This is a genomic window from Salinicola socius, assembly GCF_001937195.1.
Classification (GTDB): Bacteria; Pseudomonadota; Gammaproteobacteria; order Pseudomonadales; family Halomonadaceae; genus Salinicola; species Salinicola socius.
This window is the reverse complement of sequence record NZ_MSDO01000020.1, coordinates 1-14335: the sequence shown is the minus strand read 5'-3', so window position 1 is coordinate 14335 and position 14335 is coordinate 1. Positions and strand designations below refer to the sequence as shown.

The following is a 14335-nucleotide window of genomic DNA, read 5'->3' as shown; positions in this document are numbered from 1 at the left end:
GCTGACGCTGGCCATTCATGTCGCGCCATCGGGGTGGGCACGGCTCAGACTTCTGAGTCTTCGCTGCTGGCGGCGTCCTGTTCGCGTTGCTTGTCGAGCGCGATCTGCAGTGCGGGATTACGATAGCGGTAGACGCGCAGGCTCTTCAGGAACACGTCATCCTCGAGTCGCTGATCGGAGCGCCGGGCGCGGGTCCGCGTCGCTGGCGGGCGTACCGGTGGATCGTTGAGATGCGGCAGCTTCAGCGCCGGATCGGGAATGAAGAGCGGCAGGGGCAGGTTCATGGCGCGTCGCATCCGCCCGTCCGCCAGCGCCTCGCGGAAGAACAGGTTGGCCCGCATCACCGGTGCCTGTTGCTGGATCTGCGCCAGTGGCTCGCCATCCGGGATGTCGGCAAGTTGGCGCAGCTGAATCTGAATGTGCGCCGCCGACAGATCCATCTGCTTCAATCGGGCTTCGGCATCGGCGACGCTCACACGCTTGATCGAGCGGCCGCTGGTATACCAGGCCAGCCTGACCCGAGAAAGCGCAGCGTCGGCGACCGGGATCTGGCGCCAGCACTGCTTGAGATGCAGCCGCGCGAGCCCCTGACCACGCAGGTGGTCGTGCAGAACCGGATGCCTGAAAGGCAGTACGGCCTTGATCTCAGCAATCAGCCGGGGAGCGGATTGGCGGATCCGCTTCAGCGTCGAGGCAAAGCGGGCTTTGGCGAGATTGACGGCCTCGACCGCTTCCATCAGCACCGCCCCGGCAACGATCACGCCGATGTAATTGCGCGTCTCGCGGCCATCCTGGCCATCCTGATACCAGAAGTCGGTCAGCGCCCGGCGTAGCCAGTCTGCGTCGATGACCGTCTCGCCCAGCGCCCAGGCAGGCGTCGGATCGTCGGCGTAGGTGGCCGCCAGGTGTTCGACGGCATCGATCAGATGGTCGAAGTCGGATTCCAGCTCGGCCAGCAAGCGGTACTGTAGTTCCATGTGTGGCCTCTATCCATAAACGCTACTTTATACCGTTATCCCGAGAGTTTTGTCTACCGCCACAGGGAAGACGAGATTGGCCTGTCATCCAGAGCGTGACATCTCGACCTGTCATCCAGAGCGTGACATCTCGACCTGCAGGATAGTCGCGGCGGTCGCCATCTGTGCCGCCGCGACGATGCGGGTTCAGCGGTCGCGGTAGCGGCGCGTCAGGTCGCCATAAGCGTCTACCCGGCGGTCCCGCAGATAGGGCCAGATACGCCGAACGTCTTCGCTGCGCGACAGATCCACCTCGACGAGAAGATTCTCACTCTCCTCACCGCCATGCGCCAGCAGTTCGCCTTGAGGACCGCAGACGAAACTCCCGCCCCAGAAGTCGATACCTTCGCCGACCCGGGACAGATCGGGTTCGTGTCCGACCCGGTTGGCGACGATGACCGGCAAGCCGTTGGCGACGCCGTGCGAGCGCTGGATCAGGGTCCAGGCATCTTTCTGACGCTGCTTTTCCGCGATGTCGTCGGAAGGCGTCCAGCCGATCGCGGTGGGGTACAGCAGCAGCTCGGCACCCGCCAGTGCCATCAATCGCGCCGCTTCCGGATACCACTGATCCCAGCACACCAGCACGCCCAGGCGGCCGACGGAAGTGTCGATCGGCTCGAAACCCTGGGTGGCGTTCTCGTCGCCCGGGGTGAAGTAGAACTTCTCGTAGAAGCCGGGATCGTCGGGAATGTGCATCTTGCGATAGTAGCCGACACGACCCCGGGCGCGATCCAGCACGATCGCGGTGTTGTGATAGAGCCCGGCGGCACGACGCTCGAAGATAGAGCCGACGATGACGATGTCGAGCTCCTGAGCGAGCGCGGCCAATTGCTGTCCGGTCGGGCCGTCGAGCGGTTCGGCGAGATCGAACAGGGCGGTATCTTCGCTTTGGCAGAAATAGTGGGTCGCGTGCAGCTCCTGCAACAGAACCAGTTCGGCACCTTGGGCCGCAAGCTCGCGAATGCCGGCTTCGCTGGCCTGGAGGCTGCGCTGTTTTTCCGGCCAGGCCTGCTGTTGTACCAGACCGACTTTGAGCGTCTTGGACATCGTCTCTCCTTACTGGGGGAAGAGCGCGGGGTTCAGCGAACCGCGCGGCAGCTGCATGGTTAGACAATGGAGGCTGCCATGTTGGCGGATGACCGCGCGGCAGTCGATCGGTACGACATCGCGGCCGGGGAAGGCATCGTCGAGCACCTTGAGTGCCCGGAAATCGGCCGCGTCGCCATAAGTCGGCACCAGCACCGCGCCGTTGATGATCAGAAAATTGGCATAGGTCGCCGGCAAACGATGACCGTCCTCCGGGTCGAAGCAGGCCTTGGGCCAGGGAAGTGCCAGCAGACGATAGGGCGAACCGTCCTCGCGGCGCAGGGCCTTGAGTTCGGTCTCCATCGCGGTCAAGGCATCGTGGTGCGGGTCTTCGGGATCGTCGCAACGGACGTAGGCGATGGTGGCCGGATCGCAGAACCGCGCCAGCGTGTCGATGTGGCTATCGGTATCGTCGCCCTCGAGATGGCCGTTGTGGAGCCACAGTACGCGCGAGACACCCAGCTGTTCGTTGAGGCAGGTCTCGATAGCATCGCGGTCGAGATCGGGATTGCGATTGGGATTGAGCAGGCAGGCGCTGGTGGTGAGCAGGGTACCTTCGCCATCGGTGTCGATGGCGCCGCCCTCGAGAATCAGCGCTTGAGAGACTACCGGGGCCGCGAACACTTGCTGGTCTGCCAGCGTTCGCGTCAGCGCATCGTCGCGCTCGGCGGGAAACTTGCCCCCCCAGCCGGTGAAGACGTAATCCAGAAGTTGGAGGTGACCGTCGCGCTCGACGGCGATCGGGCCATGATCTCGCGCCCAGCTATCATCGCTGTCAGCGAGCGCCAGATGGAAGCGCCTCGAAGTCACGCCCAGGGCGACGAACCGCGTGGACAGGCGTTCGCGCTGACGCTCGTCGTGCACGACGATCAGTACCGGCTGGTAACGAGTGATAGCGACGACCATCGCTTCCAGCGTCGCCTCGATATGCTCTAGCAACGGCGCCCAGTCGCTGGTCGGTGTCGGCCAGGTCAGTTGAATGGCATCTTGCGGCTGCCATTCGGGGAACAGACGCAGGGTCATGGTGTCTCCATTGCGCGTGAGGGCCGATGTGCGTGAGGGCCGATGTACGTGAGAGTCGATGGCGAGGACGCGGCATTGTAGGGCCTGGTCGTGGCGATGCAAGCAGAGGATCGGCGTTCTCGGCACCAGGTGCGATCGGTAGTTTCACCGCGTTTTTCCACTAGCCGCCTCTCAAACCTGGACGGAGTGACAGTCTAGCGTGAGCGAGGTGACTGGCAAGCGGCAAATCGCTCGGCAAACGGGCGTTTTCCGGAACCGACAAAACCCGTAACATGAGCCGCTGCTGACAAGGAATCCAACCTGATGCTCGACCGTTTACCCTTTCTGGTGGGCCTGAGATACGTTCGGGCCAAACGACGTAATCACTTTATCTCTTTCATTTCGCTAACCTCGATGCTGGGACTGGCGCTGGGAGTCGCCGTTCTGATCCTGGTGCTGTCGGTCATGAACGGTTTCGATCATGAGCTGCGCACCCGTGTTCTCGGCATGGTGCCCCATACGCGTATCGAACAGCAGGGCGGCATGCAGGACTGGAAGGCGCTGGCCGAGAAGGTCGACCAGCACAAGGACGTGGTCGCTTCGGCTCCCTACGTGCAGCAGCAGGGCATGTTCTCGGCCAGCGGGCGCACCCAGGGCGCCATGGTCACCGGGGTTCAGCCGGAGTACGAACGCCATGTCTCGATCATCGACCAGCACATGCAGGCGGGGACGCTCGACGAGCTCTCTCCCGGCAGTTGGCACGTCGTGCTGGGTTCGTTGCTGGCGCGCAATCTCGGCGTCGGCGTCGGCGATCGGGTGACGCTGCTGGTGCCGGAGGCGTCGATCACCCCGGGGGGGGTATTCCCGCGCCTGAAGCGCTTCACCGTCAGCGGGATCTTCAAGGTCGGTGCCGACCTGGACGCCAACCTGGCCTACGCCAATATCGAGGATATGCAGACCCTCGCTCGCCTCGGCGACAAGGTCGACGGTCTGCGCCTGGAACTCGACGATCTGTTCAAGGCCGGGCCGGTGACGCGGGACATCGTCTCGAATCTGGGGTCCGGTTACCGGGGCATGGATTGGACCTATACCCATGGCAACCTGTTCCAGGCGATCCAGATGGAGAAGCACATGATCGGCCTGCTGCTGATGGTGATCGTCGCCGTGGCCGCGTTCAACATCGTTTCGACGCTGGTCATGGTGGTCACCGACAAGCATGCGGACATCGCCATTCTGCGAACGATCGGTGCCAAGCCGACATCGATCATGGGAATCTTCGTCGTGCAGGGGCTGGCGATCGGGATCATCGGTATCGTGATCGGCGTCGTGGCAGGGGTCATCCTGGCACTGACGGTATCCGACATCATCGCCTGGGTGCAGGCCGTCACCGGCATTCAGTTCCTCGATCCCAATGTCTATTTCATCAGCTATCTGCCGTCGCGGCTCGAAATGAGTGACCTGGGCGTGATCGTCTCCAGCGCGTTCGGGCTGACCTTCCTGTCGACGCTCTATCCGGCCTGGCGAGCGGCGCGCATTCAGCCGGCCGAGGTGCTGCGTTATGAGTGAATTCAATTTCAGGTCATCGTCCGCCAGCGGAGACAACATCATGCTCGACTGCCGCCAGCTCACGCGGATCTACAGCGAAGGACCGCAGGATGTCACGGTTCTGGACCACCTGGATCTGCAGGTGCGTGCGGGAGAGCGAGTGGCCGTCGTCGGAAGTTCGGGTTCGGGCAAGACCACGCTGCTCAACTTGCTGGGCGGTCTCGATGATCCCAGCGGGGGCGAAGTCGTCATCGGCGGGCAGTCGCTGGCGGGGCTGGGCGAGGCGGCGCTGGGCAGTTTCCGGAATCGCTATATCGGTTTCGTCTATCAGTTCCACCACCTGCTGGCGGAGTTCACCGCGGCGGAAAACGTCGCCCTGCCACTGATCATTCGCGGGCAGAGCCGCAAGGTCGCCGTCGACAAGGCGCAGCAACTGCTGGATCGCGTCTGCATGGCACCGCGGGGTGCCCACAAGCCCGGCGAGCTGTCGGGCGGTGAACGCCAGCGTGTTGCCATCGCCAGGGCGCTGGTCACCGATCCCAGCCTGGTGCTGATGGATGAGCCAACCGGGAATCTCGATCAGACCACGGCGGCCAATATTCTCGCGATGATGGACGAACTGGCCGCGACCACCGACTGTGCATTCGTGGTGGTCACCCACGACATGTCGCTGGCGGCCCATCAGGATCGCACCATGCGCCTGGACAAAGGGCGGTTGACCGCCATCAACGCGGTGTGACCGGGCACGGGTAGTTTCCGCGAAATCTGAGAGTTTTCTCAAAACCTAAAGCTGGCGCCGCCCTGGACGATCAAGACTCCAGGGCGGCTTTTTTTGCGCCGTGAATGTCGAAAGTGAAGACGCTAAGCGAGAGCGCGGTGGCGGGAGAGAGGCGTCGGTCGAGGATCAGTGTTTCTGTCGACGCTGGCGGCGTTTCGCGCGTCTTCGCCAGCTGCGGGAGATCTGCCAGCGCCAGATGAGCCGAACCAGAACATTGCTGACGAAAGCCAGCGCGAGGCCGACGATCACCGAGCCGACCGCCAGCGGAAAAATGATGTGAGCCATCTGTTCTGCGATCCACATCGTGGTGATGTGATCCGGTACCGCGCGCGCGGGGTAATCCATGACCCAGGCGCCCACACGGTAGTTGAAATAGAACACCACGGGCATGGTCAGCGGGTTGGTCAGCCAGACCAGGCTGACGGACAGGGGGAGATTGCCGCGAAAGCAGTAGGCGCCGAAAGCGGCCAGCAGCATCTGACAGGGGATCGGCAGCATGGCTGCGAACAGGCCGACCATGCAAGCGTTGGCAACGCTATGGCGAGACAGCACCCACATCGCCGGATCGTCCAGCATATGGTGCATGAAACGCAAAGAGCGAGTGCGCTGAAGCCTCTCCTGGCTGGGAATGTAGCGTTGTAACCATCGACGAGACATGAGGCCGCTCGCTGAACGAAGAAGGCCCATTATCCATACAACCCCAAGGCCCCGCCATGTTAAGTCGGTTTATCAGGAGTTCCGGCGTTGTCGGTCGCTGACATCGGAAGGCTCGGCTCGGCATTGACGAGGCGAACGGGCTGGGCGGCGCCAATGGCGATGGCGGCGATGGCAGGATCGTTCTTCGGTTACCAGGGTGGAAGTGCGCTATCCGCGGCCTTGCTGGCGATACCGGTCGCCTTCGTTCTAGCACTCGCGCTATGGCGGCGTTCGCTATGGGGCACTTCGACGGTACTGGCGTTCCTGATTTGCCTGTATGGCGTCGGCGAGCAGCGTGCGGGGATACTGCCGGCATCGCTCGCCGGACATGACTTCATTCTGACGGGGCGTGTCCTGACGCTGGATGTCGACCAGCGCCGGGCGCGTTTCCGTTTCGAGGTGGACAACTGTCAGGCCATGGTCGCTACCGACGCTTGCCCTGTCGGCACTCGGTTCAGGCTGTCCTGGTACGACGCGCCGACGCTCGAGCCGGGCGAGCGCTGGCGGTTGACCGCACGCTTGCGTCAGCCGTTGGGGTTCGCCAACCCGGACACCTTCGATTACGGCGGATGGCTGTGGCGGGAAGGCATTCAGGCGCTTGGCTATGTTCGGGACGATTCGCCCCGTCGTATCGCGGCTGCCCCGTTCTCGTTGCGCCAGAGAGCGCTCGAGCAGTTGGATCTCGTCGACATCTCGCCTCGCGGCAAACGCTGGCTGGCCGCGCTGACATTAGGCGCCGGTGAACGTCTGAATGACGATGACTGGGATCTGCTGAACGCGACCGGAACGACTCACCTGATGGTCATCTCGGGACTCCACATCGGTCTCGTTGCGGCGCTTGCCCTGTGGTTGCTGAGACGTCTGTCGCGATGGCTGCAGCCTTTTTCCTGGCGGATGACGGTCTGGCCGTGGCTGGGTGCGGGGCTGGCGGCCTTTGCCTACGCAGGGTTGGCGGGTTTTGAACCGCCGGCGGTACGCGCGGCGATCATGGCGGCGATCGGCCTGTGGGCGGCCAGCGGTCGTCATGCCCCCGGCTGGTGGCAGGCCTGGTGGCTGGCCCTCGCGCTGGTGGTGGTCAGTGACCCCCTGGCGCCGTGGCGTCCTGGGTTGTGGTTGTCCTTCGTCGCGGTCGCCGTCCTGATTCTGGCCTGGTCGGGCCGGCCCCGTCCCTCCGGCTGGCAAGGCTGGGGCGTCGCGCTGCTGCGCAGTCAATGGCTGCTGGCACCGATCATGGCGGCGGCGGTGCTGCTCGCCTTCGGTCGATTGTCACCGCTGGCGCCGTTGATCAATCTGTTCGCGGTTCCTCTCGTAGGCAGCCTGATGGTGCCGCTCGGTTTCGCAGGATGGCTGTTCGGTGCCTGGCCATCGCTGGCAAGCTGGGTCTGGTGGCCTTTCGATCACCTGGCCAACGCATTGGCCTATGTCTTTGCACTCGCTGCCGATAGCCTGCCGCTGTGGACGCCGGAGCCCTGGTGGCGGTGGCCGATCGCCAGTGCCTTGCTGCTGTGGGGCCTGCTCTGGCTATTGCCGGGCGTAACGCGGATGACGCGGGCATGGACGTGCCCGGGGCTGTTGATTCTCGTACTGGTGCTCAAGGCACCCAGTCTGGATCGGGATCAACTGCTCGTCACCGTCTACGATGTCGGCCAGGGGCAGTTGGTCGAGCTCGAGACCCGGGATCGGCGGGTGCTGGTCGATACCGGACCCCGTTTTGCCTCGGGGTTCATGCCGGCCAGTTTGCTGTGGCCAGCGGGTCAGCGATTCGACGATGTCATCGTCACCCATAGCGATACCGATCATTCGGGAGGCGTCGCTGCGTTGCGCCAGGATCATCGAGTCGAGCGCTGGTGGGCGCCACGCGGCAACGATCTGGCCTTGCCATCTCGACCCTGCGTGGCAGGCGAGGGGTGGCGCGACGGGCGAGTCTCCTGGACGTTCCTGTCGCCGCCGGCCGGCGATATCGCACCGGACGCCAACGATCGCTCCTGTGTCCTGCTGGTCACGGTGGGCGAGCGCCGCGTGCTGGTCACGGGCGACGCCAGTGCAAATCGGGAGCGGGAATTCTTGGGTGCGCTGAAAACGGCGCTGCCGGGATCTCGTCGGCTCGACGTGCTGGTAGCCGGCCATCACGGCAGCGCGACCAGTTCTTCCCAGGCTCTGGTCGATGCCACGCGTCCCGTCGAGGTGATCTTCAGCAGCGGGCGCGGCAACCCGTTCGGCCATCCGGCGCCGGTGGTCGTACAGCGATTCATCGATGTCGGCAGCCAAGTCTGGAACACGGCCTATGACGGTGCGGTTCGTGTCACGCTGTCGGCGGCCGGCATCGACGTCCTCACACAGCGTCACCCGGGCTGGTCGCGCCGGTCGGCTGTCGACGGCGCGGATGTTGGGGTAGAATCCAGCCCCTGAATGCGCCCGAGTCGCATCTTGGCTCCTCGGTTTGCATGGCGCTCGGCGCCGGACCCTTTTCCAGTCGAACGGAGTTACCGTGTCACGAGATTCCAGTTGGGCGCTCTATCGACGTCTCCTCGAATACGTCCGTGCGGAATGGCGCTCCTTTGCGTTGGCGGTCGTCGGCTATGCCATTTACGCCGCGTCGAGTACGGCACTGGCAGAGATGATGAAGCGGCTGATCGACGGCATACAGAACCCCGATGCCTCGTTTCGCCTCTTCCTGCCGCTGTTCGTGATCGGCATGTTCGCGACTCGCGGCGTCGGGACGTTTCTTGGCACCTACTTCATGAGTAACGTATCGCGCAACGTCGTGCATCGGCTGCGCTGCAACGTCTTCAATCACATGTTGCATCTGCCGGGTCGATTCTTCGACATGCACTCCAGCGGGCATCTGATTTCGCGAGTGACCTATCACGTCGAGCAGGTTACCGGCGCTGCCACCAATGCGGTGACCACCATCCTGCGAGAAGGCCTGTTCGTGATCGGCCTGATCAGCTATCTGTTCTGGACCAATTGGCTTCTGACCCTGATCTTCATGGGCGTCACCCCGCTGATCGGTTTGGTAGTGCGTTACACCAGTAAACGCTTTCGCAAGATCTCCCGACGTATTCAGAACTCGATGGGCGAAGTGACGCATGTCGCGTCCGAGGCCCTTTCCGGCTATCGGGTCGTGCGCACCCACGGCGCCGAGGAGTACGAGAAGCGTCGCTTCGAGGCGGCGAGCAACTACAATCGCGAACAGAGCATCAAGGAGGCGATGACCAAGGCGACCAGCACCCCGATCATTCAGCTATTGGTGGCGCTGGCACTTGCCGGTCTGGTGTGGCTGGCGATGGCGCCTGAGCTGATGAATGCGATGACGCCGGGCGAGTTCGTGGCGTTCATCACCGCAGCCTCGCTGATGGCAAAGCCCATTCGTTCGCTGACCGATGTCAACAGCATCATCCAGAAAGGCCTGTCGGCGTCGCAGGAACTTTTCGGTCTGCTGAGCCGCCCGACGGAACTGGACGAAGGGCAGCGTCTGCCGGAGCGCCTGGCAGGTCACGTCCGTTTCGAGGACGTGAGGTTTGCCTACGACGAGGACCAGCCCGAGGTGCTCAAGGGAATCGATCTCGACGTGCCGGCCGGGCAGATGGTCGCGATCGTGGGACGTTCGGGGAGCGGCAAGTCGACGCTGATGGGGCTGCTGCCACGCTTTTACCGGCCGACCGCGGGGCGTATTTTGGTCGACGATGTCGATATTCAGGACTATCAGCTGTCGCCGCTGCGTCAGCAGGTCGCGCTGGTCTCCCAGCAGGTGACCCTGTTCAACACCACCATCGCCGACAATATTGCCTACGGCGTTCCCGGGGCCAGTCGGGAACAGGTCGAGTCCGCGGCCAGGGCGGCCTACGCCCACGAGTTCATCGAACAGCTGCCGAAAGGCTACGATACGCGGGTCGGTGACAACGGTGTCATGCTCTCCGGTGGCCAGCGCCAGCGCCTGGCGATAGCGCGTGCGATCTTCAAGGATGCGCCGATACTGATTCTGGATGAGGCAACGTCGGCACTGGACACCGAGTCCGAGCGCTATATCCAGCGCGCGCTGGAGGTGGTGTGCCGAGGTCGTACCACGTTCGTCATCGCCCACCGGCTATCGACCATCGAGCGCGCCGATCGCATCGTGGTGATGGAACAGGGCAACCTGGTCGAGAACGGAACTCACGCCGAGCTGCTGGAGAAGGGCGGGGCGTACGCTTCCCTGCATCAACTGCAGTTCCAGGAGGAGACGTGACGCCGATCGAACGCGCCTGGTATCGCGGGGCGGATTGGCTGGTACTGCTGGCGCCCCTGGAGGCGCTTTATCGTCATGTCGTGAAGCGCCGACGCCAGGCCTACCGTGACGGTCGGCGCGACGTCTGGCAGCCGCCGGTTCCGGTGATCGTGGTGGGCAATCTGTCGGTGGGCGGAACCGGTAAATCTCCGTTGGTCGCGTGGCTGGTCCGCTGGTTGCGCGACAATGGTTGGCGGCCGGGTATCGTGTCTCGGGGCTATGGGGGCAAGGCCGAATCCTATCCGCTTGCAGTCACGTCCACCACGCCGGTGGCGCAGAGCGGTGATGAGCCGTTGATGCTCGCGCAGCAGACAGGGGCGCCCGTGGCGGTCGACCCCGATCGCCCGCAGGCTGCACGCTGGCTCCTCGAACAGTTGCAGTGCGATATCCTGATTGCCGATGACGGCCTGCAGCATTATGCCCTGGGGCGGGCGCTGGAACTGGTCGTCGTCGATGGTGTGCGGGGCTTCGGCAACCGCCACTGCCTGCCGCGTGGGCCGCTGCGAGAGCCGCTCGGGCGTCTGGCCGAGGTCGATGCGCTGATCGCCAATGGCGGCGTCGCATCGCTTGCCGGTACTGACGGCGAAGGGGTTCCACGGTTTTCGATGACGCTGGCGCCGACGGCATGGCGCCATCTGGCAAGTGGTGCGCGCTACCCGATCGAGCCGTTGCCGTTCGCGGTCGATGTCCCCGTGGTCGCGCTGGCCGGGATCGGTCATCCCCAGCGGTTTTTCGACACGCTCGACACACTGGGTGTGCCACACCAGGGGGTGGCGTTCGGCGATCATCATCGCTATTCCATTGCCGATCTGCCGGATGCGCCGACGATCGTGGTGATGACCGCGAAGGATGCGGTGAAATGCGCGGGCTTTGCCGACGAGCGCTGTTGGGTGCTGGATGTCGAGGCGACGCCCGAACCGGCCTTCGTCACGTGGTGGGCCGAGCAAGTCGACGGCTGGTCGCGATCCTGGATCGACGCGCTTCCCGCTGGCGCGGAGAGGCCGATGACGCGATCATGACGATAGACTTTCGCGCGCACCGGTGTATCGGGCGCAGTTGCGTATACAGGAATCGTTGATAAGGAAAGCTCATGGATAAGGAATTGATAGCGATGCTGATCTGCCCGGTCAGCCATAGTGAACTGACCTACGATCGCGAGCGCCAGGAGCTCAGGAGCTCGATCAGTGGCCTGGCTTACCCGGTCCGAGACGGGATTCCCGTGATGCTGGAGAGCGAAGCCCGGGCCATGTCGACCGAGGAAAAACTCGGTAAGGCAGCGCCGGCCCCATGAATGAATTCGTGGTGGTGATTCCGGCTCGGTACGGATCCAGCCGGCTTCCGGGCAAGCCGTTGATGGAGATCGACGGTCTGCCCATGGTTCAGCACGTCTGGATGAGGGCCAACGACAGCGGCGCCTCGCGTGTCGTGATCGCGACCGACGATGCCCGGATCCAGCAGGCCGCCGAAAATTTCGGCGCCGAGGTGGTGATGACGCGGGCCGATCACCCTTCGGGAACCGATCGTCTGGCCGAAGTTTCTGCGAAGCTTGAACTGCCTGCCGAGACCATCGTCGTCAACGTGCAGGGTGACGAGCCATTGTTGCCGGCCAGTGCGATCGACCTCGTGGCCGAGCGGCTCGCATCGGACGATCGGGCTTCCGTGTCGACGTTGGCGGAACCGATCCATGACGTGGAGACGCTGTTCAATCCCAATGTGGTCAAGGTCGTCACCGATCTGACCGGGCGTGCGCTCTACTTCTCGCGGGCGCCCATCCCCTGGGATCGCAACGCCTGGAAGACCCAGCCGCCGACGCTGCTCGAGACGGATGCCTGGCTTCGCCATATCGGTCTCTATGCCTATCGCGCCCAATTTCTGGCCGACTATGTCAACTGGCAGCCGGCACCGCTGGAACAGCTCGAACAGCTCGAGCAGTTGAGAGCGCTGCAGTACGGCCATCTCATTCAGGTGGCAACCGTCACTTCATCGCTACCCGGTGGCGTCGATACCCTGGAAGATCTGGAACGGGTGCGTGAGCATTTTGCGTCACGGGCGGCAACGCGGAGCGAGGCATGAGCGATTCAGCTCCCGAGTGGCGAATCCTGTTCGTCTGCATGGGCAACATCTGTCGCTCGCCGACGGCCGAAGGCATGCTCAGGAAGCGTCTCGATGAAGCTGACATGATCACCCGCGTGGCGGTGGACTCCTGCGGCACCGGCGCCTGGCACGTTGGCCAGCCGCCGGACCCGCGGGCGATCCGGGCTGCCGCCGAACGAGGTGTCGATCTTGGCGCACTGCGGGGGCGACAATTGAGCGCAGAGGACTTCAGTCGGTTCGACGACATTCTGGTGATGGATAGCGACAATCTGAAGCGCGTGCTTGCGCTGAAACCGACGGATAGCCGGGCTCGGGTATCGCGATTGCTGCAGTATGCCGGTCGGCCCGATGACGATGTCCCTGACCCCTATTTCGGAGGCGAGACAGGATTTCAACGGGTCCTGGATCAGCTGGAGCTCGCCGTGGATGGTCTGATGGTGTCGCTGCGGCAGCGCCTGGATCTCGGCTGATGCGGGAAGTTTTCTCGACTCTCGAGGCCGATCAGGATCTGTCTCACGCCAACACGATGGCGCTGCCGAGTCTAGCCGAGTACTTGTGGCGAGCGCGAAATGAACGTGATGTCGGGCAAGGTCTGCAGTTGGCCAATGAGCGGGGCTGGGATCTGACGGTGCTGGGAGGTGGCAGCAACCTGTTGCTGCCACGCCGGATCGGAGGGCTGACACTTTGCGCGGACATCGACGAGATAGCTTTCTCGTCAGGGGCCGGTGATGCGGTTCATGTCGAGGTTGGCGCCGGGGTGGGTTGGCACTCTCTGGTGGAGGCCTGTGTCGAGCGCGAGCTGTGGGGGATCGAGAACCTGGCCCTGATCCCCGGGCGAGTCGGCGCTGCGCCGATTCAGAATATCGGTGCCTACGGTGTCGAGATCGCAGATGTGCTCGACTGGGTCGAGCTGGTGGATCGTCGAGATGGCAAGTCCCATCGGTTGGATCGCGAGGCGTGCGAGCTTGGCTACCGCGACAGCATTTTCAAACGCGAGCTGGCGAATCAGGTCGTGATTACCCGGCTCGGCCTGACGCTGTCTTCGCGCCCTCGACCCAGGCTCGACTACGGCGCGCTGAGTCAGCACGTTGGCGTCTCGGGAAGCGCGCGGGAGGTATTCGCGGCCGTGTGCGCCATTCGGCGCGAAAAGCTACCCGATCCCTCTGATCTGCCCAATACCGGCAGTTTTTTCAAGAATCCGCTCGTTTCCGGCTCCCAGGCTTCCCGGCTGTTATCGGAGTTTCCAGCGATGCCGCACTATCCGCAGGCTGATGGGCGAGTGAAGCTGGCAGCGGGGTGGTTGATCGATCAATGTGGATTGAAAGGATACCGCCAGGGCGCTTTTGGCGTTCATGATCGCCAAGCGTTGGTGCTGGTCCATTTCGGTGGTGGAGTGCTGGCGGAGCTTCTGGCATTCGCCGGCAGGATCGTCGACGCGGTTCATGCGCGTTTCGCAGTGACGCTGGAACGCGAGCCCCGCTGTGTTGGCGAAAGGTGAGGATAGGTCACGACCGCCCGCTGTCAATCAGTGCTGAAGGGGAAGCGCCGGACCCGAGATTCCCGTGGTTGCCGACAAGGGACCAAGAAAAAGCCCAGACGATTGTCTGGGCTTTTCGCTTTCTAGCGCAACGGCTCTAGGCTATCAGCTATCGCCTTGGCCGGACTCGAGCCGACGCTTTTCACGCGGGTCGTTGTGGGCCCTGCGGCGACGCGATCGACGTAGCTCGCCGTCACTCTCTGCCACGGAAACGCTGGCGTCGGGCGCTTTGGGTTCCGGTGCAGTGTCGCTGGATTCAGCGCTGGTGGGAGTCGCATCCGCCGCCTGCTCACCGCGGGTCTCTGCCTGCTCAG

The 14335-nt window shown here is 63.5% G+C and carries 14 protein-coding genes; 9 read left to right on the top strand and 5 right to left on the bottom strand.

Going from position 1 to position 14335, the window contains the following annotated elements; translation table 11 throughout:
* Positions 1–44 precede the first annotated feature (44 nt).
* The 3 genes from BTW07_RS13220 to BTW07_RS13210 all read right to left on the bottom strand — a co-directional run bounded on the left by BTW07_RS13220 (position 45) and on the right by BTW07_RS13210 (position 3125).
* Entirely contained in the window at positions 45–977 is a 933-nt protein-coding gene (locus BTW07_RS13220) for a DNA replication terminus site-binding protein (RefSeq protein WP_075570652.1), read from the bottom strand.
* Between the two features lie 186 nt (positions 978–1163).
* Positions 1164–2063, bottom strand: coding sequence for a carbon-nitrogen hydrolase (locus BTW07_RS13215; RefSeq protein WP_075570651.1), 900 nt, complete (start codon positions 2061–2063; stop codon positions 1164–1166).
* Between the two features lie 9 nt (positions 2064–2072).
* Positions 2073–3125 (bottom strand): agmatine deiminase family protein, encoded by a 1053-nt coding sequence (locus BTW07_RS13210; RefSeq protein WP_075570650.1) that lies wholly within the window; start codon positions 3123–3125, stop codon positions 2073–2075.
* A 303-nt stretch (positions 3126–3428) separates the two neighbouring features.
* Here BTW07_RS13210 and BTW07_RS13205 point away from each other — a divergent pair, with 303 nt between their 5' ends.
* Together BTW07_RS13205 and BTW07_RS13200 are read left to right on the top strand one after the other, a co-directional pair.
* Positions 3429–4670, top strand: a complete 1242-nt coding sequence (locus BTW07_RS13205) for a lipoprotein-releasing ABC transporter permease subunit (protein WP_075570649.1) — start codon at positions 3429–3431, stop codon at positions 4668–4670.
* Complete coding sequence (locus BTW07_RS13200) at positions 4663–5388, top strand: ABC transporter ATP-binding protein (protein WP_075570648.1); 726 nt, start codon at positions 4663–4665, stop codon at positions 5386–5388. Before BTW07_RS13205 ends, BTW07_RS13200 begins: the two co-directional genes overlap by 8 nt.
* Before the next feature lie 165 nt (positions 5389–5553).
* On the opposite strand, the gene BTW07_RS13195 is transcribed toward BTW07_RS13200, so the two are convergent.
* A complete protein-coding gene (locus tag BTW07_RS13195) occupies positions 5554–6084 on the bottom strand; it encodes a DUF2062 domain-containing protein (RefSeq protein ID WP_075570647.1) in 531 nt (176 codons plus the stop codon).
* A gap of 87 nt (positions 6085–6171) precedes the next feature.
* On the opposite strand from BTW07_RS13195, the gene BTW07_RS13190 reads away from it, so the two are divergent.
* The 7 genes from BTW07_RS13190 (at position 6172) to murB (ending at position 13982) form a co-directional block, all read left to right on the top strand.
* A complete protein-coding gene (locus tag BTW07_RS13190) occupies positions 6172–8532 on the top strand; it encodes a DNA internalization-related competence protein ComEC/Rec2 (RefSeq protein WP_244158366.1) in 2361 nt (786 codons plus the stop codon).
* 79 nt (positions 8533–8611) lie between these two features.
* Positions 8612–10351: a lipid A export permease/ATP-binding protein MsbA gene (gene msbA / locus BTW07_RS13185; protein ID WP_075570645.1), complete on the top strand. Its 1740-nt coding sequence runs from the start codon at positions 8612–8614 to the stop codon at positions 10349–10351.
* Positions 10348–11409 carry a tetraacyldisaccharide 4'-kinase gene (gene lpxK / locus BTW07_RS13180; protein ID WP_075570644.1) on the top strand — a complete coding sequence of 354 codons (1062 nt, stop codon included), beginning with the start codon at positions 10348–10350 and terminating at the stop codon, positions 11407–11409. Before msbA ends, lpxK begins: the two co-directional genes overlap by 4 nt.
* Positions 11410–11480: 71 nt before the next feature.
* A complete protein-coding gene (locus BTW07_RS13175) occupies positions 11481–11681 on the top strand; it encodes a Trm112 family protein (protein ID WP_075570643.1) in 201 nt (66 codons plus the stop codon).
* On the top strand, positions 11678–12463 hold the full coding sequence (gene kdsB, locus BTW07_RS13170; RefSeq protein ID WP_075570642.1) for a 3-deoxy-manno-octulosonate cytidylyltransferase: 786 nt from the start codon (positions 11678–11680) through the stop codon (positions 12461–12463). Before BTW07_RS13175 ends, kdsB begins: the two co-directional genes overlap by 4 nt.
* On the top strand, positions 12460–12954 hold the full coding sequence (locus BTW07_RS13165) for a low molecular weight protein-tyrosine-phosphatase (protein WP_075570641.1): 495 nt from the start codon (positions 12460–12462) through the stop codon (positions 12952–12954). The genes kdsB and BTW07_RS13165 overlap by 4 nt, the downstream gene beginning before the upstream one ends.
* A complete protein-coding gene (gene murB, locus BTW07_RS13160) occupies positions 12954–13982 on the top strand; it encodes a UDP-N-acetylmuramate dehydrogenase (RefSeq protein ID WP_075570640.1) in 1029 nt (342 codons plus the stop codon). Before BTW07_RS13165 ends, murB begins: the two co-directional genes overlap by 1 nt.
* A 144-nt stretch (positions 13983–14126) precedes the next feature.
* Here murB and BTW07_RS19860 read toward each other — a convergent pair.
* Positions 14127–14335, bottom strand: a 209-nt coding sequence (locus BTW07_RS19860; protein WP_208605408.1) for a hypothetical protein, incomplete at its 5' end; no start/stop codon positions are given.

What these genes read in the sequence shown, in the direction of transcription:
- BTW07_RS13175 (WP_075570643.1), top strand. Translation starts at nt 11,481, where the DNA reads ATGGATAAGGAATTGATAGCGATGCTGATCTGCCCGGTCAGCCATAGT.
- BTW07_RS13200 (WP_075570648.1), top strand. Translation starts at nt 4,663, where the DNA reads ATGAGTGAATTCAATTTCAGGTCATCGTCCGCCAGCGGAGACAACATC.
- BTW07_RS13205 (WP_075570649.1), top strand. Translation starts at nt 3,429, where the DNA reads ATGCTCGACCGTTTACCCTTTCTGGTGGGCCTGAGATACGTTCGGGCC.
- BTW07_RS13220 (WP_075570652.1), bottom strand. Translation starts at nt 977, where the DNA reads ATGGAACTACAGTACCGCTTGCTGGCCGAGCTGGAATCCGACTTCGAC.
- BTW07_RS13215 (WP_075570651.1), bottom strand. Translation starts at nt 2,063, where the DNA reads ATGTCCAAGACGCTCAAAGTCGGTCTGGTACAACAGCAGGCCTGGCCG.
- murB (WP_075570640.1), top strand. Translation starts at nt 12,954, where the DNA reads ATGCGGGAAGTTTTCTCGACTCTCGAGGCCGATCAGGATCTGTCTCAC.
- kdsB (WP_075570642.1), top strand. Translation starts at nt 11,678, where the DNA reads ATGAATGAATTCGTGGTGGTGATTCCGGCTCGGTACGGATCCAGCCGG.
- BTW07_RS13165 (WP_075570641.1), top strand. Translation starts at nt 12,460, where the DNA reads ATGAGCGATTCAGCTCCCGAGTGGCGAATCCTGTTCGTCTGCATGGGC.
- BTW07_RS13195 (WP_075570647.1), bottom strand. Translation starts at nt 6,084, where the DNA reads ATGTCTCGTCGATGGTTACAACGCTACATTCCCAGCCAGGAGAGGCTT.
- BTW07_RS13210 (WP_075570650.1), bottom strand. Translation starts at nt 3,125, where the DNA reads ATGACCCTGCGTCTGTTCCCCGAATGGCAGCCGCAAGATGCCATTCAA.